General features: G+C 73.7%; 22 protein-coding genes. 9 read left to right on the top strand and 13 right to left on the bottom strand.

Going from position 1 to position 21,891, the window contains the following annotated elements:
- Nucleotides 1-93: 93 nt before the first annotated feature.
- Both F1544_RS01100 and F1544_RS26000 read left to right on the top strand, forming a co-directional pair.
- On the top strand, nt 94-714 hold the full coding sequence (locus F1544_RS01100; protein ID WP_167581052.1) for a DUF47 domain-containing protein: 621 nt from the start codon (nt 94-96) through the stop codon (nt 712-714).
- A 4-nt stretch (nt 715-718) separates the two neighbouring features.
- Nucleotides 719-1,711, top strand: a complete 993-nt coding sequence (locus tag F1544_RS26000) for an inorganic phosphate transporter (protein WP_167581050.1) — start codon at nt 719-721, stop codon at nt 1,709-1,711.
- Nucleotides 1,712-1,792: 81 nt separating this feature from the next.
- Here F1544_RS26000 and pstB read toward each other — a convergent pair whose 3' ends face one another.
- The 8 genes from pstB to F1544_RS01055 form a co-directional block, all read right to left on the bottom strand.
- Nucleotides 1,793-2,569, bottom strand: coding sequence for a phosphate ABC transporter ATP-binding protein PstB (pstB, locus tag F1544_RS01090; RefSeq protein WP_167581048.1), 777 nt, complete (start codon nt 2,567-2,569; stop codon nt 1,793-1,795).
- Between the two features lie 12 nt (nt 2,570-2,581).
- A complete protein-coding gene (gene pstA / locus F1544_RS01085) occupies nt 2,582-3,466 on the bottom strand; it encodes a phosphate ABC transporter permease PstA (RefSeq protein WP_208971111.1) in 885 nt (294 codons plus the stop codon).
- A gap of 32 nt (nt 3,467-3,498) precedes the next feature.
- Nucleotides 3,499-4,485, bottom strand: a complete 987-nt coding sequence (pstC, locus tag F1544_RS01080; RefSeq protein WP_167581044.1) for a phosphate ABC transporter permease subunit PstC — start codon at nt 4,483-4,485, stop codon at nt 3,499-3,501.
- A gap of 83 nt (nt 4,486-4,568) precedes the next feature.
- A complete protein-coding gene (gene pstS, locus F1544_RS01075) occupies nt 4,569-5,681 on the bottom strand; it encodes a phosphate ABC transporter substrate-binding protein PstS (protein ID WP_167581043.1) in 1,113 nt (370 codons plus the stop codon).
- 244 nt (nt 5,682-5,925) lie between these two features.
- Nucleotides 5,926-6,966, bottom strand: coding sequence for an NUDIX hydrolase (locus F1544_RS01070; protein WP_167581041.1), 1,041 nt, complete (start codon nt 6,964-6,966; stop codon nt 5,926-5,928).
- Complete coding sequence (locus tag F1544_RS01065; RefSeq protein WP_167581039.1) at nt 6,963-9,140, bottom strand: RNA degradosome polyphosphate kinase; 2,178 nt, start codon at nt 9,138-9,140, stop codon at nt 6,963-6,965. The genes F1544_RS01070 and F1544_RS01065 overlap by 4 nt, the downstream gene beginning before the upstream one ends.
- Nucleotides 9,141-9,291: 151 nt before the next feature.
- The gene (gene mshD, locus F1544_RS01060) at nt 9,292-10,323 is read right to left on the bottom strand and encodes a mycothiol synthase (RefSeq protein ID WP_208971037.1); all 1,032 of its coding nucleotides are present in this window, start codon (nt 10,321-10,323) and stop codon (nt 9,292-9,294) included.
- The gene (locus F1544_RS01055; RefSeq protein ID WP_167581037.1) at nt 10,320-11,153 is read right to left on the bottom strand and encodes a response regulator transcription factor; all 834 of its coding nucleotides are present in this window, start codon (nt 11,151-11,153) and stop codon (nt 10,320-10,322) included. The genes mshD and F1544_RS01055 overlap by 4 nt, the downstream gene beginning before the upstream one ends.
- 186 nt (nt 11,154-11,339) lie before the next feature.
- Between F1544_RS01055 and F1544_RS01050 the strand changes: the two genes are divergently transcribed.
- The 6 genes from F1544_RS01050 (at nt 11,340) to F1544_RS01025 (ending at nt 15,675) form a co-directional block, all read left to right on the top strand.
- Nucleotides 11,340-12,110, top strand: a complete 771-nt coding sequence (locus tag F1544_RS01050) for a hypothetical protein (protein ID WP_167581035.1) — start codon at nt 11,340-11,342, stop codon at nt 12,108-12,110.
- Between the two features lie 212 nt (nt 12,111-12,322).
- On the top strand, nt 12,323-12,856 hold the full coding sequence (locus F1544_RS01045; RefSeq protein WP_167581033.1) for a nitrobindin family protein: 534 nt from the start codon (nt 12,323-12,325) through the stop codon (nt 12,854-12,856).
- A gap of 54 nt (nt 12,857-12,910) precedes the next feature.
- Nucleotides 12,911-13,390 carry a Fur family transcriptional regulator gene (locus F1544_RS01040; protein ID WP_167581031.1) on the top strand — a complete coding sequence of 160 codons (480 nt, stop codon included), beginning with the start codon at nt 12,911-12,913 and terminating at the stop codon, nt 13,388-13,390.
- Entirely contained in the window at nt 13,387-14,523 is a 1,137-nt protein-coding gene (gene ygfZ, locus F1544_RS01035; RefSeq protein ID WP_167581029.1) for a CAF17-like 4Fe-4S cluster assembly/insertion protein YgfZ, read from the top strand. The genes F1544_RS01040 and ygfZ overlap by 4 nt, the downstream gene beginning before the upstream one ends.
- Nucleotides 14,524-14,663: 140 nt before the next feature.
- Nucleotides 14,664-15,245 (top strand): RsiG family protein, encoded by a 582-nt coding sequence (locus F1544_RS01030; RefSeq protein WP_167581027.1) that lies wholly within the window; start codon nt 14,664-14,666, stop codon nt 15,243-15,245.
- Nucleotides 15,246-15,330: 85 nt separating this feature from the next.
- On the top strand, nt 15,331-15,675 hold the full coding sequence (locus F1544_RS01025; protein ID WP_308469812.1) for a DUF2516 family protein: 345 nt from the start codon (nt 15,331-15,333) through the stop codon (nt 15,673-15,675).
- Here F1544_RS01025 and F1544_RS01020 read toward each other — a convergent pair.
- Complete coding sequence (locus F1544_RS01020; RefSeq protein WP_167581025.1) at nt 15,660-16,040, bottom strand: hypothetical protein; 381 nt, start codon at nt 16,038-16,040, stop codon at nt 15,660-15,662. The genes F1544_RS01025 and F1544_RS01020 overlap by 16 nt on opposite strands.
- A gap of 116 nt (nt 16,041-16,156) precedes the next feature.
- Between F1544_RS01020 and dtd the strand changes: the two genes are divergently transcribed.
- Nucleotides 16,157-16,582 carry a D-aminoacyl-tRNA deacylase gene (gene dtd / locus F1544_RS01015; RefSeq protein WP_167581023.1) on the top strand — a complete coding sequence of 142 codons (426 nt, stop codon included), beginning with the start codon at nt 16,157-16,159 and terminating at the stop codon, nt 16,580-16,582.
- 27 nt (nt 16,583-16,609) lie between these two features.
- Here the strand turns inward: dtd and F1544_RS01010 are convergent, their stop codons facing one another.
- From F1544_RS01010 to F1544_RS00995, 4 genes are read right to left on the bottom strand one after another with little or no spacing between them, the layout of a single operon-like run.
- Nucleotides 16,610-18,547, bottom strand: coding sequence for a beta-mannosidase (locus F1544_RS01010; protein WP_167581021.1), 1,938 nt, complete (start codon nt 18,545-18,547; stop codon nt 16,610-16,612).
- A gap of 59 nt (nt 18,548-18,606) precedes the next feature.
- The gene (locus tag F1544_RS01005) at nt 18,607-19,446 is read right to left on the bottom strand and encodes a carbohydrate ABC transporter permease (RefSeq protein ID WP_167581019.1); all 840 of its coding nucleotides are present in this window, start codon (nt 19,444-19,446) and stop codon (nt 18,607-18,609) included.
- On the bottom strand, nt 19,439-20,410 hold the full coding sequence (locus F1544_RS01000; RefSeq protein WP_167581017.1) for a carbohydrate ABC transporter permease: 972 nt from the start codon (nt 20,408-20,410) through the stop codon (nt 19,439-19,441). Before F1544_RS01000 ends, F1544_RS01005 begins: the two co-directional genes overlap by 8 nt.
- A gap of 5 nt (nt 20,411-20,415) precedes the next feature.
- Nucleotides 20,416-21,741, bottom strand: a complete 1,326-nt coding sequence (locus tag F1544_RS00995) for an ABC transporter substrate-binding protein (RefSeq protein WP_167581015.1) — start codon at nt 21,739-21,741, stop codon at nt 20,416-20,418.
- Between the last annotated feature and the right edge of the window lie 150 nt (nt 21,742-21,891).

Raw genomic sequence — 21,891 nt, 5'->3', positions numbered from 1 at the left:
GCGGGGGGGCAGGTGGGCCCCGGGAGCCCCTAGCATCGCCGGTCGGGCCGGTGTCCTCCGTGCCCGACGAGCCGACCGTCCCCGGAGCCTCGAGTGCGCTTGCGTCTGACCCCCCAGGACAACTCGTTCTACGAGCTGTTCGCCGCCACCGGCCGGATCCTGGTCGAGGCGACCACCGTCCTCGCCGAGGTGCTCGGCAGCGACCAGACCCGCCGCGAGCAGCTCGCGCTGCGGATGGAGGAGATCGAGCACGCGGGGGACGAGTCCGCCCACGCCGTCATGCGGCGGCTGAACTCCTCCTTCGTCACCCCGTTCGACCGGGAGGACATCTACCAGCTCGCCTCCCGCCTCGACGACTGCCTGGACCTCATGCAGGCCGCGGTCGACCTGATGGTCCTGTACCGCGTCGGCACGCTGCCCGAGGCCGTGGCCGAGCTCGTGCAGGTCCTGGCGCGCCAGGCGGAGCTGACGGCCGAGGCGATGCCGCGGCTGCGCTCGCTGTCCGACCTCGCCGACTACTGGGTCGAGATCAACCGGCTGGAGAACCAGGCGGACCAGGTCCACCGGCGGCTGCTGGTGAAGCTGTTCGACGGCGGCTACGACGCCATCGAGATCATGAAGCACAAGGAGATCATCGAGACGCTGGAGGAGGCGGCGGACGCCTTCGAGCACGTCGCGCACACGGTGGAGACGATCGCGGTCAAGGAGTCCTGAGCCGGTGGAGCTCGCCCTCGTCCTCCTCGTCATCGTCGTGGCCCTCGGCTTCGACTTCACCAACGGCTTCCACGACGCCGCGAACGCCATCGCGACGTCGGTCTCGACCCGCGCGCTGACCCCGCGCGTCGCGCTGGCCATGGCTGCCGTCTTCAACCTCATCGGCGCGTTCCTCGGCGTCGGCGTCGCGCAGACCATCGGCAGCGGCATCGTCAGCGTCGGCACGGGCATCGACGGCATGGCCGTCGTGCTGTCCGCGCTCTTCGGCGCCATCGCCTGGAACCTCGTCACGTGGCGCCTGGGGCTGCCCTCGTCCAGCTCGCACGCGCTCATCGGCGCGCTGGCCGGCGCGGGCATCGCAGCCAGCACCACGGTGCACTGGGCCGTCGTCCTCGACAAGGTCGTCGTGCCGATGGTGCTGTCGCCGCTGGCCGGCTTCGTGCTCGCCTACCTGGCCATGGTCGGCATCCTCTGGGCCTGCCGCCGGGCCGCGCCCGGCCCGGCGCACCGTCGCTTCCGCCTCGCGCAGACCGTCTCGGCCGCCGCCATGGCCCTCGGGCACGGCCTGCAGGACGCGCAGAAGACCATGGGCGTCATCGTGCTCGCGCTCGTCGCGGGCGGCTTCCACGCCGGCACCGACATCCCGTGGTGGGTCAAGGTGTCCTCGGCGCTGGCCATCAGCCTGGGCACCTACTCGGGCGGCTGGCGCATCATGCGCACCCTGGGCCGCCGGATCATCCACCTCGACCCGGCCCGCGGCTTCGCGGCGGAGTCGGTCTCCGCGGCCGTCCTGTACGTGGCGGCCATCGGCTTCCAGGCCCCCATCTCCACGACCCACACGATCAGCTCCGCGATCATGGGTGTCGGGGCGACCAAGCGGCTCTCCGCCGTGCGCTGGGGCGTCGCCCGCTCGATGGTCGTGGCCTGGGTCCTCACCCTGCCGGCGGCGGCGCTGTTCGCCTCGCTGGCCTACCTGGTGATCAGCTTCGTCCTGTGACGGACGTCCCCGGGCCACCCGGGAGGCCCTCCGTCCGGGCGGGTGCCGCGGCACCCGCCCGGACGGGCGGCGGTCGCCGGCTCAGCCGAAGCGACCGGAGATGTAGTCCTCGGTCGCCTTCTGCACCGGGTTGGAGAAGATCGTCGCGGTGTCGTCGATCTCGATCAGGCGGCCCGGCTTGCCGGTCGCCGCGAGGTTGAAGAAGGCCGTCCGGTCGCTGACGCGGGCCGCCTGCTGCATGTTGTGCGTGACGATGACGATGGTGAACTCGTCCTTCAGCGACACGATGAGGTCCTCGATCGCGAGCGTCGAGATCGGGTCCAGCGCCGAGCACGGCTCGTCCATCAGCATCACCTCGGGCTGCACCGCGATGGCGCGGGCGATGCACAGCCGCTGCTGCTGACCGCCCGAGAGGCCGGCGCCGGGCTTGTCGAGGCGGTCCTTGACCTCGTTCCAGAGGTTCGCCCCGCGCAGCGACTTCTCGACCGTCTCGGTGACGACCTTGCGGTTCTTGACGCCGTTCAGCCGCAGGCCCGCGGCGACGTTGTCGAAGATCGACATCGTCGGGAACGGGTTGGGCCGCTGGAAGACCATGCCCACCGTGCGGCGCACGCTGACCGGGTCGACCTTGGCGGAGTAGAGGTCCTCCTCGTCGAGCATCACGCTGCCCTCGACGCGGCCGCCGGGGATGACCTCGTGCATGCGGTTGAGGGTCCGCAGGAAGGTCGACTTCCCGCAGCCGGACGGCCCGATGAAGGCCGTGACGGAACGGGGCTCGACGGTCATCGAGACGTCCTCGACCGCCTTGAAGTTCCCGTAGTAGACGTTGAGGTCCTTGACGTCGATGCGCTTGGCCACGGTTGTCGCTCCCTACTTCTTGACCGAGCTGAAGCGGGCGATGAGGCGTCCCGCGATGTTGAGCACCAGCACGAGCAGCACCAGTGTGAGAGCGGCCGCCCAGACCCGTTCGACCGCGGGCTCGAGGGCCTGCTGCCGGTCGTTGTTGATCATGAGCGGCAGAGCGGCCATGTTGCCGCTGAAGAGGTTCGTGTTGATGGACTGCGAGTACCCGACGAGGATCAGCAGGGGAGCCGTCTCGCCCATGATGCGGGCCAGGCCGAGCAGGACGCCCGTGACGATGCCCGAGAAGGCCGTCGGCAGGACGATGCGCACGATGGTCTTCCACTTCGGCACGCCGAGGGCGAAGGAGGCCTCGCGCAGCTCGTTCGGGACGAGCTTCAGCATCTCCTCGGTGGAGCGCACCACGACCGGGATCATCAGCAGCACCAGCGCCAGGGACACCGCGAACCCGGAGCGGGAGAAGCCCAGCGTGGTGATCCAGAAGGCGTAGATGAACAGCGCCGCGACGATCGAGGGCAGTCCCGAGAGGATGTCGACGGTGAAGCTGACGACGCGGGCGAGCCGGCCGGCCGAGTACTCCACCAGCAGGATGGCGGCGAAGATGCCGATCGGGACGGCGATGACGGCTGTCGCGAGCGCCTGCAGGATCGTGCCGATGATCGCGTGGTAGGCCCCGCCGCCGGCGATGCGCGGGGTGATGCCCCGCTGGGAGTTCAGCCACCAGCTCGCGTCGGGCAGCAGCGCGGCGCCCTTCTGGAGCACCGTGAGGATGATCCAGACCAGCGGGATGACCGCGATCACGAAGGCGAGGACCACGACGACCGTGGCGACGGTGTTGCGCGCGGCACGTCCGGCCAGGCCCTGGGAGGGGGCGAGCGAGCTCGCCCGCTGCAGCGGCCCGGTCTGGTGCCCGGTGTCGAGGGCGCTCACGCGAAGGCCTTCCTGCGGTTGACGATGACGCGGGCGATGGCGTTGACCACGAAGGTCAGGACGAAGAGCACCAGGCCGGCGGCGATGTAGGCGCCGGTCGAGGACGGGTCGTTGAACTCCGCGGCGTTGTTGGCGATCTTCGACGCGAAGGTCTCCCCGCCCTGCAGCCACGAGGCGAAGAAGTCCGTCCCGGGGGCCACGCTCGAGACGATGATCGTGATGGCGATGGTCTCGCCGAGCGCACGGCCGAGGCCGAGCATCGAGGCGGACACGACGCCGGCGCGGCCGAAGGGCAGGACCGCGGTGCGGATCATCTCCCACTTGGTGGCGCCCAGCGCGAGCGCGCCCTCCTTGTTCGCGGCGGGCGTCTGCGCGAAGACCTCGCGCGACAGCGCCGTGATGATCGGCAGCACCATGATCGCCAGGACGATGCCCGCGATGAAGATGGTGCCCGCGCTGATGGGCCCCTCGAAGAGCGGGAACCAGCCGAGACCGTCGTTGACGGCCTTCTGCAGACCCGTCAGGTGCGGCGCGAAGACCTGGATGCCCCACAGGCCGTAGACGATCGAGGGGATCGCGGCCAGCAGGTCGATCACGCTCGCCGCGGGGCGGGCGAGCCAGCGCGGGGCGTACTGCGTGAGGAAGAGGGCGTTCAGGACGCCCAGGGGCACCGCGATGATCATGGCCATCACGGAGATGGACACCGTGGTCCACAGGATCTGCAGGATGCCGAAGCGCAGGTTCCCGGGTTCCGGCACCCACTCGGTGGAGGTCAGGAAGTTGACCTTGTCGTCGAGCAGCGACGGGACGGCCCGCGTGGCCAGGAAGACGCCCGTCAGGGCGACGATCGCGATGACGACGACGCCGGAGAGGTTCGCGGCGCCGCCGAAGAGGGTGTCGCCGAGGCGACGGCGACCGCGGGGCACGTCACCGGTCGGGCCGGGGACCTGGTCGACGGTCGAGCGACCGGTGATCGAGGACATCGTGCTCCTGCTGGTCAGGGAGGGGGGGACCTGAGGGTGGGTGCGGGACGCCTCCGGGGAGGCGTCCCGCACCCGGGGGGTTCTCAGCTGATGGCCGCGATGGCCGTCTTCACCTTCGTGGAGACCTCGGCGGGCAGCGGCGCGTAGCCGATGTCCTGCAGACCCGTCTGGGTGGCCGGGTCGGAGAAGTAGGTGAGGAAGGACTTCAGCAGCTTGGTCTTGTCCGCGTCCAGGCCCTTCGAGCAGACGATCTCGTACGTGACCAGGACGATCGGGTAGGCCCCGGCCTCCTTGGTGGTGTAGTCGATCTTCAGCGCCAGGTCGTTGCCGGTGCCGACCTGCGTGGCGGTGGCGATGGTCTTGCCGGCCGACTCACCGGTCAGCTCGACGGCGCCCGCGCCGTTGTCGACCTTGGCGACGTTGAGCTTGTTGTCCTGCGCGAAGGACCACTCCACGTAGGTGATGCCGCCGCTGGCGCCGGCCACGGCCTGCGCCACGCCCGCGGAGCCCTCGCGGCCCTCGCCCTTGCCGGCCCAGTCGCCGCTGCCGTCCGCGGTCCACGCGTCGGGGGCGGTCGCGTGCAGGTACTTGGTGAAGTTCTCGGTCGTGCCCGAGGTGCCCGTGCGGAAGAAGACGCTGATCGGGGTGGCCGGCAGGGTCACGCCGGAGTTGAGCGCGGCGATCGCCGGGTCGTTCCAGGTGGTGATCTGGCCCTGGAAGATCTTGGCGGCGACCTCGGCGTTCAGGGTGAGGTCGGTGACGCCGTCGAGCTTGTAGGCGATCGCGATGGGGCCGGCGACCATGGGGAGGTTCCAGGCCGGGTTGCCCATGCAGCGCGTGGCGGCCGCGGTGGCCTCCTCGGGCTTCAGCGCCGAGTCGGAGCCGGCCCAGTCGACCTGCCCGCCGGTGAACTGCTTGCGACCCGCACCCGAGCCCGTCGCGTTGTAGTTGATGGTCGCGTCGGGGCACTGCGCCAGGTAGCCGGTCTGGCTGACCTGGTCCATGGCGTTCTTCTGGGCGCTCGAGCCCTCGCCGTTCAGGGTGCCGGTGCCGCAGTCCGCGGCGGCGGTGGAGGAGGAGGCGGCGGCGCCACCCGGGGCGGCGGTGCTGGTGTTGTCGTCGGACCCGCAGCCGGTCAGGGCCAGGGCTCCCACGGCGGCGATGGTCAGCAGGCGGGAGGTCTTCCAGAACGTCACGTCGGTCCCTCTCGAGGATCGTCTCCCGCCACCTCGACCGGCGCGGGCACAGCCGGGGCGTGCGCCCCGGACGATCGAAAGGTAAGGAAGCCAGGTGAAGCGGTTGTCCGGTGACGGTTAACGCAGGGTGAACCGGGAAGGGACGTCGCGGCGCCGGACGGCGGACGCACGTCGACCGCCAGGTGAACGGGTCAACGCCCCGACGCGGTGCTGCCCGCGCGTGACGGAGCGTGAGGTCGGGTGGTCAGACGCGGTGGCGCTCGCCAGCGACCACGCGCGCCGTCGAACCCCGCCCGGCGACGTGGGCGACGAGCAGCTCGGCCTTGCCGAGCTTCGGCCCCAGCAGGTCCGCCACGGCCGGGACGTCCGCCCGGCGCGCGACCTCGGCCAGCAGGCCGGGCAGGACCGGGCCGTGCGAGCACACGACGCTCCCGCCCCCCTCGGCCAGCAGCCCGGTCAGGACGTCGAGCGCCGCGCCGGGGTCGGCGGCGCTGCCCGCCTCCGACAGTGCGTCGTCCTCCTCCACGGCCCAGCCGTGCGCGTCGGCGGCCGGCAGCACGGTCTGCACGCAGCGCGCCCAGGGCGACGTCACGGCCCGGCGCAGCTCCCAGCACCCGAGCAGGGGGGCCAGCGCGCGGGACTGCAGGTGGCCCGTGTCCAGCAGGGGCCGCTCGGCCTCCTCGCCGTCCCACGCGGCGCGCGGCACGGCGCGCGCGTGGCGCAGCAGCACGAGCGGCCAGGTCTGCGCGGGGTCCAGGCCGGCCTCGAGGTGGCCCGCCAGGACGTCCAGCAGCGTCGCGTCCGCCGCGAACGTCAGGCGCTCGCGAGCCTGCTCCGGTCTGCACCAGGCGACCTCGTCGACCTCCTCGGGCGACGCCGTCCACGCCTGCTCGCCCGGCAGGGGCGTGGCGAACCAGTAGCGCACGCGCTTGGAGCGGCCGTCGGGCAGGTCGTAGCGGTGCTCCGCGAGCGGCAGCGAGAGCCCGACGCGGACGCCCGTCTCCTCCTCGACCTCCCGCACGGCCGCGACCGCGTGCGGTTCCCCGGGCTCGAGCTTGCCCTTGGGCCAGGACCAGTCGGCGCCCCGCAGCGGCGTGGCCGCCCGGTGCACCAGCAGGACCTCGCGGTGGCCCGTGCCGTCGGCGCCGGTGCGCGTGCGCAGCACGAGGCAGCCCGCCGCCTCCACGTCCGCGGGTGCGGCGGCGACGGTGGTCCACGCGGCCGCCGCGTCCTGCGCGGACGCGGCGGCGGTCACCACCTGCGGGTCGCCGACCGCGGCGCTCACCGCCGGCGGGCGGTCGGGCGCCGGCCGGGCCGGGTGGCGATGATGTGCTCCTGCATGTCCTGCAGCGGGTTCCCGTCGGCGTCGAGGTGGTGGCGGGTCCACGCGCCGTCGGGGCCGAGGTGCCAGGAGCTGGTCTCGTCGCTCATGCACAGGTCCAGCAGGGCCGAGATCTCCCGGACGTGGCGCGGGTCGCCCAGGCGCACGACGGACTCGACGCGGCGGTCCAGGTTGCGGTGCATCATGTCCGCGCTGCCGATCATGGCGATCGGGTCCCCGCCGTTGGCGAACCAGAACACCCGGCTGTGCTCCAGGAAGCGGCCCAGGACGCTGCGCACCCGGATCCGCTCGGACAAGCCCTCGATGCCGGGGCGCAGCGCGCAGATGCCGCGGACGCTGACGTCGACGTCCACGCCGGCCTGGGACGCGCGGTAGAGGGCGTCGATCACGGCCTCGTCGACGATGGAGTTGACCTTGATCTTCACCCCGGCGGGCTGCCCCAGCCGGTGGTTCTCGATCTCCCGGTCGATGCGGTCCACGAGCCCGGTGCGCAGCGAGCGCGGCGCGACGAGCAGCCGCTTGAACGCCGTCTTGGGCGCGTAGCCGGAGAGCTGGTTGAACAGCCGCGTCAGGTCCTCGCCCACCTGGACGTCGTCGGTCAGCAGCCCCAGGTCCTCGTAGACGCGCGCGGTCTTGGGGTTGTAGTTGCCCGTGCCGACGTGGCTGTAGCGGCGCAGGCCGCTGCCCTCCTGGCGCACGACGAGGCTCAGCTTGGCGTGGGTCTTCAGCCCGACGAGGCCGTAGACGACGTGCACGCCGGCCTGCTCCAGCTTGCGGGCCCAGGAGATGTTGGCCTGCTCGTCGAAGCGCGCCTTGATCTCGACCAGCGCCAGGACCTGCTTGCCGGCCTCGGAGGCGTCGACCAGGGCGTCGACGATGGGGGAGTTGCCCGAGGTGCGGTACAGCGTCTGCTTGATGGCGAGGACCTTCGGGTCCGCGGCCGCCTGCTCGAGGAACGCCTGCACGCTCGTGGAGAACGAGTCGTAGGGGTGGTGCAGCAGCACGTCGCGGGCCCGGATGGCGGCGAAGACGTCGCTCGGCTTCGCGGTCTCCGCGCCGTCGGTGAGGTCGCGGTGGGTGCGGGCCACGAACTTCGGGTACTTCAGCTCCGGGCGGTCCAGGTCGGCGATGTCCGCGAGGCCGCGCAGGTCCAGCGGCTCGGGGAGCTCGTACACCTCGGTCTCGGTGACGCCGAGCTCGCGCACCAGCAGCTCGCGGACCGCGGGGTCGATGTCGGAGGCGACCTCCAGGCGCACGGGGGGGCCGAAGCGGCGGCGCAGCAGCTCCTTCTCCAGGGCCTGCAGGAGGTTCTCGGCGTCGTCCTCCTCGACCTCGAGGTCCTCGTTGCGGGTGACGCGGAAGGTGTGGTGCTGCACCACCTCCATGCCCGGGAACAGCTGGTCCAGGTGCACCGCGATGACGTCCTCGAGCGGGACGAAGCGCGCCGAGGCGTCCGTGCCCTCCTCGGCGTCCTGCTCGGAGACCGCGACGAAGCGCGGCAGCAGCGGCGGCACCTTGACGCGGGCGAAGTGCTCCTTGTCCGTGGTCGGGTTGCGCACGACCACGGCCAGGTTCAGGGACAGCCCGGAGATGTAGGGGAACGGGTGCGCCGGGTCCACGGCCAGCGGCGTGAGGACCGGGAACACCATGTCGCGGAAGAACCCGTGCAGGCGGACCTGCTCGTTGGTGCCGAGCTCGTCCCAGCGCACGATCGTGATGCCGGCCTCGGCCAGCGCCGGCCGCACGTGGTCGACGAACGTCTGCGCGTGCCGCTCGGCCAGCTCGTGGGCGCGCTGGCTGATGGTCTCCAGCACCTGGCGCGGCTCGAGGCCGCTCGCGGCCGTGACGGCCAGGCCCGTGGCGATGCGGCGCTTGAGCCCCGCGACGCGGACCATGAAGAACTCGTCGAGGTTGTTCGCGAAGATCGACAGGAACCGGGCGCGCTCCAGCAGGTGCGAGCTCGGGTCCTCCGCGAGCTGCAGCACCCGGTCGTTGAAGGCCAGCCAGGAGACCTCGCGGTCGGCGAAGCGGTCGGCGGGCAGCTCGCCCGGCACGTCGGCGTCGCGGGCGACGGCCGGGAGGGGCACGGACGAGCCGGCCCGCGTGGTGGCGGTCATGGTCGTCATCCTGCCACCGGGACCCCCGCCGCCGGGCCTCCGCGCGTGGCCGGACGGACAGCGGCGGGCGACGGGGGAGTGCACGCCCGGTGGACGGCGGGTGCCACCGCCCGCGGGTGGGCCCGCGCGGGCGGGCGTGGTGTGGCGCCGCTCAGGCGTGCGGGGAGCGGTACTGCACGTCCACCGCGACGCGCTCGAAGCCGAGCCGCGCGTACAGCCGGGTCGCGGGCTCGTTGTCGGCGTCCACGTACAGCTCGACGGGCATCGTGCCCGCCGGCGTGGCCGCGCCGCGGGGCAGCAGGGCCTGCAGCCCCCGGACCAGCAGGGCGCGGCCCAGGCCGCGGCCCGCGGCGGCGGGGGAGATGCCGAGGACGTAGAGCTCACCGACGGGTTCCCCGCCCGGGACGGCCGGGGCGACCTTCATCCAGCAGGACCCGACGAGCCGGGGCTCCGGGCCGCTCGTGTCCTCCGCCAGCAGCAGGACCTCGGGGTCGAACCACGGCTCGCGCTGGCGCAGCCGCAGGTCGGCGACGCCCCAGCGGCCCTGCTCGGCGTGCGTGGCGAAGGCCGCGGCGTTCAGCGCCACCCAGGCCTCGTCGTCGGCGCCGGGGACGAAGGGGCGCACGCGCACCCCCGCGGGCAGCGCCGGGACCTCGAGGCCCTCGATCCCGGCCAGCGGCCGCTCCATGCGCCACAGCTCGCGCACGCGCTCCCAGCCGCCGGCGGCGGCGAGCGCCGCGGCGCCCGGGGTGTCGCCGTGCGACCAGAGCAGCGCGCCGGCGGGGCCCGCGACGTCCACGACCCGGTCCAGCAGCAGGCGCCCGGCGCCGCGGCGGCGGTGCGCGGGGTGGACCAGCAGCTCACCGGCCGCGGGCGCGTCGGCCTCGGTGGGCGCGAGCTGCGCGTACCCGGCGAGCTCGTCGCCGTCGCGCACCAGGAGGTGGCTGGTCAGCGACGTGGTGCGCAGCCGCAGCAGCGCGTCCTCGCTGAGCGCCGCGGCGCCGTCGACCCGCGAGGCCTCGGCGGCCAGCGCCTCGACGGCCTCGCGCAGCGGGGCGGGCAGGACCCCGGCCGCCACCGCGAGGGTGCGACCCGCGGACGGGTCGGTCGCCGGGTCCATCACGGGGTCGGTCGCCGGGTCCGTCACGGGGTCGGTCGCCGGGTCCGTCACGGGGTCGGTCACCGGGACGGCCGCACGCCGGGGCGCAGCGCGGGCGGCAGGTCGGTGCGCCGGGCCGGGCTCGCGGGGGCGGGGAGGTCCGGCGGCGTCTCGGCGGCCGGTGCGGCGCCGGCGGGCAGCTCGGCCAGGTCCTCGTCGTCGTCGGCGTCGCGGCCGTTCGCCACGAAGCGGTAGCCGACGTTGCGGACGGTGCCGATGGCGTGCTCGTGCTCGACCCCGAGCTTCGCGCGCAGCCGCCGCACGTGGACGTCGACCGTGCGGGTGCCGCCGAAGTAGTCGTAGCCCCAGACCTCCTGCAGCAGCTGGGCGCGGGTGAACACGCGGCCCGGGTGCTGCGCCAGGTGCTTGAGGAGCTCGAACTCCTTGTACGTGAGGTCCAGCTGCCGGCCGCGCACGCGCGCGGAGTAGGCGGACTCGTCGATGACGACGTCCCCCGCGCGGATCTCGCTGGGCTGGGCGCCCTCGGCCTCGTCGGCCGAGCGGCGCAGGCGGCCCGCGGCCAGGCGCAGGCGGGCGTCCAGCTCGGCGGGGCCGCACGTGTCCAGGAGGATGTCGTCGGCGCCCCAGTCGGCCGCGACCGCGGCCATGCCGCCCTCGGTGAGGACGAGCAGCAGGGGCTGCGAGAGGCCGGTCGTGCGCAGCAGCCGGCACAGCGAGCGGGCGGCCGCGAGCTCGCGGCGGCCGTCGACGAGGACGGCGTCGGACGTCGGCTCGTCCACGAGCACCGAGGCCTCCGCCGGGAGGACCCGGACGGTGTGCGGCAGCAGCCCGAGGGCGGGCAGGACCTCCGTCGACGGGGTCAGCGCGTTCGTGAGCACGAGGATCTGGGCCACCCGCTGTCCTGCCCTCCTCATCGCCCGGGCGGGCCGCCACGGCGGCCCACGAGGCTCGAAGGATAACCGGGTGGCGGGGCGCCGTGGTCGTCGCGGGCCCGTCCCGCGCGCCGGGTCCCGACCCGCGGGGGCCGCCCCGCGGCGGCCCGGAGCCCGCCGGTCGCCACCTCTGGGAGGATGCGCGGCGTGAGCACCTCCGCGACGGCCTCGGTCTCGGCCGCCCTCGCGGCCCTGGTGGCCGTGGCGGCCTTCGCGCCGCTGGGACTCCTCACGGTCGCCGTGGTCCTCGTGGGCCTGCTCGTGGCGGTGGGCTGGTCGCCCCTGCTGAGCCTGCCCTCCCCGCGCGGGACGGCCTCCGTCGTCGCCCTCGCCGCCGCGGCCGCCGCGGTCACGGTCGTCGTCACCACGGCCGGGGGCGACGACCCGCTGGCCGTGCTGCCCTCCGCGGCCGCGCTCGCGCTGCTCGTGGCCTTCGCCCACCAGTTCCTGCGCCGCGACGGCCGGCCCCGCCTCGTGGAGTCGGTGACCGGTGCCGTGACGGGCCAGGCCGTCGTCGTGCTGGCCGCGGCCTGGGTGGCGGTGCCCCGCACCGTCGGGGGGCCGGCCTTCGCGGCCGTGGTGCTCGCGGCCGTGGCGGCGACCGGCGCCGTCTGCGCCGCGGGCTGGCCGCTGCGCGTGGCCGGGCCGCTGAGCCTGCTCGCCGGGGCGGCCACGGGCTGGGTCGCGAGCGCCGTCGTGGTCCTGCTGAGCGACGGGATGCCCGTCTCCGACGTGCGGTGGACCGTCGCCGGGGTCGTCGCGGGCGTCGGCGCGGGGCTGCTCAGCGCGGCCTGGCGCGCCCACTCCGAGCGGCTGCCCAGCGTGCACGGGCTCTCGGCGGCGCTCGCCGTGGCCGCGGGCCCGGTCGCGATGTCCGGGGCCGGCGCGTACGTCGTCGGCCGGTTGCTGCTCGGCTGAAGCACCGGGCCGGCCGGGGCGCTCCGCGCGGCCCTCGCGAGTGGGGCGTGAGCCCGGACACGTGCGGGGGCGCGGCCCGCGCGGGTCGGTAGGCTGACCCCGTGCACGCCATCGAAGTCTTCTTCCTCGTCCTGCTGATCGTCGTCTCGATCATCATCATGTGGTTCGCGGGCTTCGTGGTGTACCGCCTCTACAAGGGACAGCGCTGACCCGTGCCCGTCCCCCTCAGCTCCGACACCCCCCTCGCGCTCGTCCCGCTGGCCTGGCTCCTCGGCCGCTGGGAGGGCGCGGGCGTGCTCGGCCACCCCGCCCGCGGTGAGGACACCCGGTTCGGGCAGGTCGTCGAGTTCACGCACGACGGCCGCGACTTCCTCAGCTACACCTCCACCAGCTGGGCCCTCGACGAGTCGGGGCAGACGACCACGCCCCTCGACGTCGAGAGCGGCTACTGGCGCCCGCAGCCGGTGAACGCCGTCGCGGCGCCCGGCCAGCCCGTCCCCGTCGACCTCGAGGTGCTGCTCGCGCACCCCACGGGCGTCGTCGAGGTCCTCGTCGGCACCGTCACCGGCCCCCGCATCGAGCTGTCCACCGACGTGGTGGCCCGCACGACCACCGCCCACGAGTACACGGCCGCGCAGCGGATGTACGGCCTCGTCGAGGGCGACCTGCTGTGGGCCCTCGACGTCGCGGCCGACGGGGTCCCGATGCGCAGCTACGCCTCCGCGCGGCTCAAGCGCGTCTCCTGAGCCGCTCCCGTCCCTGAGGCGGTCGGGCGCCGGGGCCGGACGTAGGCTCGGCGGGTGAGCGACGACCTGGGCAGCGTGCTGCACGCCCGCGGACTGCGGCTGACGCCGCAGCGCGAGCGGGTGCTGGACGCGGTCCGCGGTCTCGGGCACGCCACGGCGGAGGAGGTGGCCGCGCACCTCGCGGCCGACGACGGCGCCGAGTCAGGCGGGGCCGTGGTCAACCCGTCCACCGTCTACCGGGCGCTGTCGCTGCTCGAGGAGCTCGGGCTCGTCGCGAGCACCCGGCTCGACCGGCCCTCGCCGTCCTTCCACGCCGTCGAGCACGCCGACCACCTGCACCTGCTGTGCGAGGGGTGCGGGCGCGTCGACGAGGTCCCCGCGGAGCTCGCGGCGGGCTTCGCCGCGGACGTCCTCGCGGTGGGCGGCTTCGCCCTGGACACCCGCCACCTCGCCCTGCGCGGGCGCTGCGCGGACTGCCGCACCCGCCCCACCGGCCGCCCCGCGGCCACCCACCAGCACCCGGAGGCGTCGTGAGCACCACCGTCGAGTCCACCACCGGCCCGGGCGGGCCCGCCACGCCCGCCTCGCCGCTGCTGTCCGCGCCCGGGGCGGTCGCGGCCGACGGCCGCGACTCCGGGGTGGCCTGGCACTACGGCGACCCGGTGGGGGAGCAGCGCGCGCTCGTCGCGGGCACGGCCGTGGCCGACCTCTCCCACCGCGGGGTCGTCCGCGTCAGCGGCCCCGACCGCCTGAGCTGGCTGAACAGCATCACGTCGCAGCTGCTCACGGGCCTCGCGCCCGGCCGCGCCACCGAGACGCTGGTCCTCAGCCCGCAGGGCCGCATCGAGCACGACCTGCACCTCGTCGACGACGGCGAGGCCACCTGGATCACCGTCGAGCCCGGGGTGCAGGCCGGTCTCGTCGCCTTCCTCGAGCGCATGCGCTTCATGCTGCGCGTCGAGGTCGCCGACGTCACCGCCGAGTGGGCCGTGCTCGGCGAGCCCAGCCGCGACACGACGGCCGCGGGCGGGCCCGTCTGGGTCGACCCGTGGCCGGGCGCGGTGCCGCTGGCCGAGGGCGGCAGCGCGGACACCGCGGGCTACTCCGCCGTCTCGACCCTGGAGCACCCCGGCACCGGCCGGGCCTGGCGCGAGGTCCTCGTGCCGCGCGCGGAGCTCGCGGAGCGCGTCGCCGGGCGCCGCCTCGCCGGCACCTGGGCGAGCGAGGCGCTGCGCGTCGAGGCCTGGCGGCCCCGGCTCGGCTTCGAGACCGACCAGCGCTCCATCCCCCATGAGGTGGACTGGCTGCGCACGGCCGTGCACCTGCACAAGGGCTGCTACCGCGGTCAGGAGACGGTGGCCAAGGTGCACAACCTGGGCCGGCCGCCGCGGCGCCTGGTCGTCCTGCACCTCGACGGCTCCGGGCACGACCTGCCCGCGCACGGCGACGACGTCGTGCTGGACGACAAGCGGATCGGGTCCGTGACGACCGCGGCCCGCCACCACGAGCTCGGCCCGGTGGCGCTGGCGCTGGTCAAGCGGTCGCTGCCCGTCGACGCCCCGCTCGTCGTGCTGGCGGGGTCCGCGGGCGTCGCCGAGGCCCACCAGCCGGGGCCCGTGGCCCAGCGCCGCATCGCCGCCGCGCAGGAGGTCGTCGTCGCCCCGTGAGGCCCTGACGCCCCGCGGGGCGCGGGAACCGCTCGCCGGCCGCCCGCGTGCGCCATACTCGGCGGTGGACGCAGCGTCAGCGCCTCCTCGCGCTCAGCGATGAGGCCGGCGCCGCACGAGGACGGCTGGAGGCGGGGATCGTGAGCGGTTACCAGGAGGGCGGGCGCCGGGCGCTCGACCACGTGCTGGCCCCGGAGTTCCTCGACGGCCTGACCGAGGTGTCGCTGGAGGACCTGCGCGAGCGCCGCAACGTCGCCGAGCAGGAGGAGGCCGACCTCTCCTACGCGCGCCGCCTCGTGCAGGGCCGCATGGACCTGCTCGGCGCCGAGACCCAGCGCCGCGCCGGCGCCGACGGCGCGGTCGACGTGCCCGCGGCCCGCACGGACGCCGAGCTCGTCGCCTCGCTGACCGACATCCTGGCCGACCCCCGCCGCAGCGACCACGGCTCCGGCCGCTACACCGCCGTGGAGCCGAGCCGGGTGGGCGAGCACCGCCGCCGCGCCGAGGCGGCCGTGTCCGACCCGCGGATGTCCGACGTCGCCGGCATGGACGACGCCCAGCTCGCCGCGGCCCGCGACCGGCTGGTGGAGCTGGAGCAGGAGCTCTCCACCGACCGCCACCGCGTGCAGGTCGTCATGGACGCCTGCACCGACGAGATCAGCCGCCGCTACCGCGAGGGCGTCGTCGACGTCGACGAGGTCCTGCGCGCCTCGCAGCGCTGAGCGTGTCCCCGTCCGGGTGCGTGCGCCCGGGGGACGCGCCCGCGCGGCGGGAACGCGGCGGACGGCTCGCTCGTAGGATCACTCCGTGACGTCCCTCATCGGTGGTGTGCAGAGCGGTGTCCTGCTGGTCCTGTCCATGGGGGCCTTCGCCGTGACCCTCTTCGCCCTCGTGGACGCGGTGCGGCACAAGCCCGACGCCTACGTGGCGGCCGGCAAGCGCACCAAGACGTTCTGGGTGGCGATCGTCGCGGTGGCCACGGCGCTCTGCTTCGTCTTCGTGGGCGGCGGCGTGCCGAACTTCCTGTCGATCATCGGCGTCGTCGCGGCCGGCGTGTACCTGGCCGACGTGCGTCCCGCCGTGCGCCAGTTCAAGGGCCGCGGCGGCCCCCGCCGCGACGAGCGCCACCAGGGCCCCTACGGCCCCTGGTGAGGCCGGACGGGCGGCTCCGCGGCGCGGACGACCGGCCGGCCCTGCTCGTGGCGGCCCTGCTCGCGCGGGCCCTGTCCGTGATGGTCCGGGCCGGCTGACGCCCGCCCCCAGCGCAGCAGCAGCCGCAGCAGGCCCAGCCCCGCGACCGCGAGGCCCGCGACCGACACGAGGTCGGCGACCGTGAAGCCCCGGTCGGCGGAGAAGGTGTGCAGGATCGCGCCCTCGACGGGGGAGTTCACGCGGGCCCAGACGGCCGCGAGCAGCACCGTCACCACCACCGCGTCCAGCCGCGGCCGCACCAGGGTCCCCAGGGCGCTGACCCCGAGGGCGAGCAGGGTGAGCGGGATGACGACGGGGAGGTCCACGTCCCGATCGTAGGTCGGCCGCCGGCCCGTCACCCGCCGTCCGGCCCGCCGTCACCGGACGTCCACCGCATCCGACGCCCTCCGGCCCCCGGTCGGCCCTGTGCCAGGCTCGGGGCGTGAGAGCCGTGGTGCAGAGGGTGAGCCGGGCCGCCGTCCGGATCGGGGACGAGCTCGTTGCGGAGCTCGACGGCCCGGGCCTGCTGGTCCTGCTGGGCGTCACGCACGACGACGGGCCCGCGCAGGTCGAGCTGATCGCCCGCAAGGTCGCCGACCTGCGGATCCTGCGCGGTGAGCGGTCGGTGACCGACGCGGGCGCGGGGGTGCTGCTGGTCAGCCAGTTCACGCTCTACGGCGACACCCGCAAGGGCCGGCGCCCGACGTGGAACGCCGCCGCCCCGGGACCGGTGGCCGAGCCCCTCGTCGACGCCGTCCGGGACGCGCTGCGCGCCCGCGGGCTGGCCGTCGTGACGGGCCGCTTCGGCGCGGACATGGCCGTCGAGCTCGTCAACGACGGCCCGACGACCCTGCTGCTGGAGGCGTAAGGGCGCGCCTGCTCACCCCCGAACCGGTCAGCCCAGTCGGGTCACGACGACGCCGAACGGCGGCAGCCGCACCTTCCCGGCGAGGTCGGCCCCGCTCGCGCGGTCGAGCAGCGGTCCCTCGGCGCGCACGTCGACCGTGACCTCGCCGGGGTGCTGGCTGACGAACCACGCGAAGCGCGTGCCGTCCTCGCGCTCCAGGACGTCGCAGAGCACGAGCGGGTCGTCGACCCGCACCGCCCGGCGGACCCCGGCGACGGTCGCCAGCGCGTCGTACAGGCGCCACGTCGGCTCGGGGTTCACCCGGGCCAGGTGGCCGGCCATGCCCTCCAGCGGGTAGGTGCCGAGCACCATCCGCCCGGCACCCACGGTGCGCTCGAGCAGCACGGGGCGCCCGGCCGCGTCCTGCGCGACGACCTCGGCCCCCGCGGGCACCACGGGCAGGAAGCTGCGGGCGTGCTCGTTGCCGCCGGCCCGCGCGTGCAGGACCTCGCCGGCGCGCAGGGTGCCGAAGTCGCGCACGACGGTGATCTCCACGACGTCCTCGACGACGGGCTCGACGAGGCCGTAGACGAGCTGGTGCTCGACGCCGAACAGCCGCCCGACGTGCGGGGCCCACGAGCCGCGCTGGACGGGCTCCTCGCCCGAGGCGATCGACGCGTACACCGTGGCACCCGCCTCGGCGCGGCGCTCGAGGTCCGCCCACGTGGTGGCCAGCAGCTGGCGCACCGACGGCACCAGGTACAGCAGCGCGTCGTCGCCGAACCCGTCGGCCTCGCGCGCGAAGGCCAGCGGCAGGTCGGCCTCGCGGGCCGCGACGTAGGCCTGGCGCAGCGCGCGGAAGGCCTGCTGGGAGTCGACGGGGCGCGTGAACGGGTAGTGCCGCTCGAGGAAGGACGTGACGACGAGCGCGGCGTCGGTGTCGACGCGGCGGGTCCGGGCCAGGTCGACGTCGGCGAGGACCTCGGCGAACGCCCGCAGCTCCAGCAGGGCCGGCTTGGGCGTGCCCTGGGCGTCGGTGATGCCGAAGTGCATCTCGAACGGGTGGTGGGAGTACGGCGGCTGGGCGGCCAGCGCGTCGTAGTCGGTGTTGTTCCAGGCCAGCCAGCCGGTGGCGCCCGCGAGCAGGCTGGTGTGCAGGGTCTGGCGGTAGTAGTGCGCCTGGCTCGCCGCCGAGGCGAACTCGTCGGTGAGGCCGAACTCCTCCAGCACCACCGGCCGGCCGGTCACCGCCGCCAGCTCGCACACGAAGGCCGCGTTGAGGTGCTGGCGCACCGGGTCGCTCTCCATCTTGTACACGTGCGGCCCGGTGAAGTCGGTCAGCCGGCCGAGCTCGCGCACCGAGAACCCGTTGTCCTCGCCCGTGACCTCCAGCCCCCACGCGCCGTCGCCGATCGAGACGGGCTGGGTGCCCCCGCCCGCGCGGACGGCGGAGACGAGCAGCTGCGCCCAGGCCGAGACCTCCTGCTGCGGGGCGGCGGGCTCGTCGTGGCGGCGGCCGTAGATGGGCATCTCGTTGCTGATCAGCCAGCCCGTGACGGCCGCGTGGTGGTGCGTGCGGCGGGTGATCTCGGTGGTGAACCACGCCTGCCGCGACACCATCCACACGTCGGAGTAGAGGTCGCGGCCCTCGCGCCAGACCGGGTCCCAGTTCTCCCCGGACATGTGCCCGACGAGGAACGTGGGGATCGTCCGCATGCCCGTCTCGACGTGAGCGTCGAGGAAGTCGAGCAGGTGCCCGACGAGCTCCTCGTCGACGGCGTCGGGCGTCGGCATGAAGTCCGGCCAGTACAGGAACGAGCGGGTCTCGCGCAGCCCGTGCTCGTGCAGCGTCCGCAGCTCCTCCCGCACCACGGCGGGGTCGTAGCGGACCCACATCCGCGGCCCGCCGGAGCGGGACCAGAAGTTGGCGCCGAGCCAGGTGACGGGGCGGCCGTCGACGGACAGGACGGAGTGCGGGCGCTGCACGGGGTCTCCCGGGGGTGCGGAGGAGCTGGGGCGGGGAGGGGGCTGCTCGTGCGTCGGGGCTACTTGACGGCGCCGGCCGTCAGGCCCTGGACGAGGTAGCGCTGCAGGAGGAGGAACCCGACGACGACGGGGACGCTGACCACGAGCGAGGCGGCCATCACCTCGTTCCAGTACACGTTCGTCTGGGTGGAGTACTCCCGCAGGCCGATGGCCAGGGTGCGGGAGTCCTGGTTGGTCATGACCGAGGCGAAGAGGGTCTCGCCCCAGGCCGTCATGAACGAGTAGATCGCGACGGCCGCAATGCCGGGGGCCGCGCTGGGCAGGACGACGCGGACGAGGGCGCCGATGGGGCCGGCCCCGTCGACGTGCGCCGCCTCGTCGAGCTCGCGGGGGATCGAGTCGAAGTACCCGACGAGCATCCAGATGGCGAAGGGCAGCGAGAACGTCAGGTAGGTGATGACCAGCGCCAGCCGGCTGCCCTGCAGCGCGAAGCCCGTGAGCTGCCCGATGTTGACGAAGATCAGGTACAGCGGGAGCAGGAAGAGGATGCCGGGGAACATCTGCGTCGACAGCACGGTGATCCGGAAGGCGCTGCGGCCGTGGAAGCGGTACCGGCTGATCGCGTAGGCCGCGGAGATGGCCAGCACGACCGAGCACACCGTGGCCAGCAGCGAGATCACGAGGCTGTTGCCGAAGTAGCGGGCCAGCGGCACGGTCGACCAGATGTCGATGAACGGGTCGAACGTGATCGTCGAGGGGATCCAGGTGAACTTGCCCTGGACGTCGCCCAGCGGCTTCAGGGAGCTGGAGACCATGACGTAGATCGGCCCCAGCACGAACAGCGTCAGCAGGGTGAGTCCCACGACGCGCAGGACGCGGAACGAGACGGGCTCACGCATCGCGCATCCTCCGGCTGCTCAGGGGCAGGTAGACGGCCGTGATCACGAGCAGGACCAGCAGCAGCAGGACGGACATGGCCGACCCCACGCCGAAGTTCCAGGTGATGAACGAGGCCTGGTAGACGTGGATGGAGATCAGGTCGGCCGAGGCGGGCACGGACTGCCCGAAGAGGATGTACGGCACGTTGAAGTCGTTGAAGCTCCACAGGAAGAGCACCAGCAGGAGCACCTGGTTGACGGGCCGCAGCATCGGCAGCGTGAAGCTGCGGAACTGCTGCCACATCCCGGCGCCGTCCACCGCGGCAGCCTCGTAGACCTCACCCGGCACCGACTGCAGGCCGGCCATCAGGGTGAGGAAGGCGAACGGCCACAGCCGCCAGACGGCCACGACGACCGTGGAGACGAAGGCGTTGTTCCCCAGGAGCCAGAAGGTGCTGCCGTCGGTGATCCCCAGCCCGCTCAGCAGGGCGTTGACCATGCCGTTGTCGCGGCCGAGCATGAACTTCCAGACGATCACGCCGGCGTAGACGGGCAGGGCGTAGGGCACGAGGAACAGCGTGCGGAGCACGTTGCGGCCGCGGAACGGCCGCTGCAGCAGCACCGCGGCGAACATGCCCAGCGCCCACGACAGCGCCAGGGTGCAGATCGTGAAGGCGAAGGTGATCCCGAAGGACCGCAGCAGCGACGCCCCGATCGCCCCGTCGAAGTCGAGGGCGATCTTGAAGTTGCCGACGCCCGCGCTGGGCGCGTCGAGCCAGCGGCGCACGTAGAACTGGGTGAGCTCCAGCGTGCTGATGAAGATGCCGGTGACCATCGGGATGATGTGCACGAGCAGCTCGAACAGCAGCGCCGGGGCGAGCAGGACGTAGGGCAGCCACCCCGGGGCCAGGTGGCTGCGCGGCGCACGCCGGGCGGGCCGGGGCGTCTGCGCCCGGCCCGTCCGCGGGGACGTCGAGGTGGCCATCGGGCTCAGGCCCCGCCGGCCATCTTCTGCTGCGCGCCCTCGAGCGCGGCCTCGACGTCGGAGTCGCCGGGGGTGGTGCCCGTGGCGATGCGGCCGAAGAGGTCCTGCATGGCCTGCCCCACGGTGGTCTCGAACTGGCTCTCGTTCGGGATCATCGGCAGGGGCGCGGCGGTCTCGGAGAGGACCGAGTTGAAGATCTTGAGGTTCTCGGTCTGGAAGGCCGCGTCGCTGGAGGCCTCGGCGACCACGGGCAGCGACCCGAACTTCTGGTTGAGGATCACCTGCTCCTCGGGGCTCGTCATGAACTTCACGAACTGCAGGGCCCCGTCGACGTTGTCGGAGTCGGCGAAGACGCTCATGTTGATGCCCGCCACGTGGCTGTTGACGCGCTGGCCGCCGGAGGGCAGCGGGTCCAGGATCGGGATGGGCGCCACGCCGTAGTCGGCGGCCGTCATGCCGTTGCTGAGGATGGTGGCCTCGGAGTTGTTCTGGCCCATGAACATGGCCGCCTTGCCGCCCGTGAAGTCGGCGATCATGTCGTTGGTGGTGGGGTGCTCCGCCGCTGACGGGCTGACGACCTTGTCGGTCGACATCAGGCCGAGGTACTGCTGCAGGCCCTTGACGTTGCCCGAGTCGGTGAAGGTCGGCTTGCCGGCGTCGTCGAAGAACTCGGCGCCGTTCTGCTTGCCGAACATGAAGGCGAAGTGCGCGTTCTCGGTGTAGCTGGCGCCGGCGACCGTCATGCCCCAGCGGTCCGCGGCGGCGTCGGTGAGCTGCTTGGCGTCGGTGACCAGGTCGGCCCACGTCGCCGGGGGCGTCGTGATGCCCGCGTCGGCGAACATCTTCTTGGAGTAGAACAGCCCGTAGGCCAGGCCGTACAGCGGCACCGACGTCGGCGGCTGCCCCTCGGCGCCGGTCGACCCGAGGCTGGTCTCGAGGAACTTGTCCTTGCCGCCGACCGCCGTGTACTGGTCGGCCTCGAAGGGCAGGAAGGCGCCCGTGGCCTGCAGCGACGCCGACCAGGTGTTGCCGATGTTGAGGACGTCGGGGGCGTCGCCGGAGGTCGTGGCCTGCAGGATGCGCTGGAGCAGGCTGTCCCACGGGATGACCTCGAGCTCGACCTTGATCCCGGTCTGCTGCTCGAACTTCGCGAGCTCCGGGGTCAGGATCTCCTTGTCGTTGTCCAGGCTGGTGCCCTGGTTGCTCGCCCAGTACTTCAGGGTCTTGGCGCCGTCGCCAGACCCCGAGTCGTCGGAGGAGCAGGAGGCCAGCGGAACGCTGCCGACTGCTGCGGTGGCGATCAGGGCGGTGCTGAAGGTGCGTCGGCGCACGGTCGTCTCCCTTGGCGACGGGGGGTTTCCGCGGGTCCGGGTCCGTCGAACCCCGCGGGGACCCACGGTGGCGGCTTAACCGGTTCAAGTCAACCGGCGGGAGGTGACGTTCCGGTCGCGGTCCGGGCGCGCGCGCCGGGGTCGCCGCGG

The sequence above is a fragment of the Kineococcus rubinsiae genome, assembly GCF_011839805.1.
Taxonomy (GTDB): domain Bacteria; phylum Actinomycetota; class Actinomycetes; order Actinomycetales; family Kineococcaceae; genus Kineococcus; species Kineococcus rubinsiae.
The sequence above is the reverse complement of the archived record's forward strand: the minus strand, read 5'-3'. Positions and strand labels throughout refer to the sequence as shown.

Excerpts from the sequence above, each read along its gene's own strand:
- pstC (WP_167581044.1), bottom strand. The coding sequence starts at position 4,485 with ATGTCCTCGATCACCGGTCGCTCGACCGTCGACCAGGTCCCCGGCCCG.
- F1544_RS01065 (WP_167581039.1), bottom strand. The coding sequence starts at position 9,140 with ATGACCGCCACCACGCGGGCCGGCTCGTCCGTGCCCCTCCCGGCCGTC.
- F1544_RS01005 (WP_167581019.1), bottom strand. The coding sequence starts at position 19,446 with ATGCGTGAGCCCGTCTCGTTCCGCGTCCTGCGCGTCGTGGGACTCACC.
- F1544_RS01000 (WP_167581017.1), bottom strand. The coding sequence starts at position 20,410 with ATGGCCACCTCGACGTCCCCGCGGACGGGCCGGGCGCAGACGCCCCGG.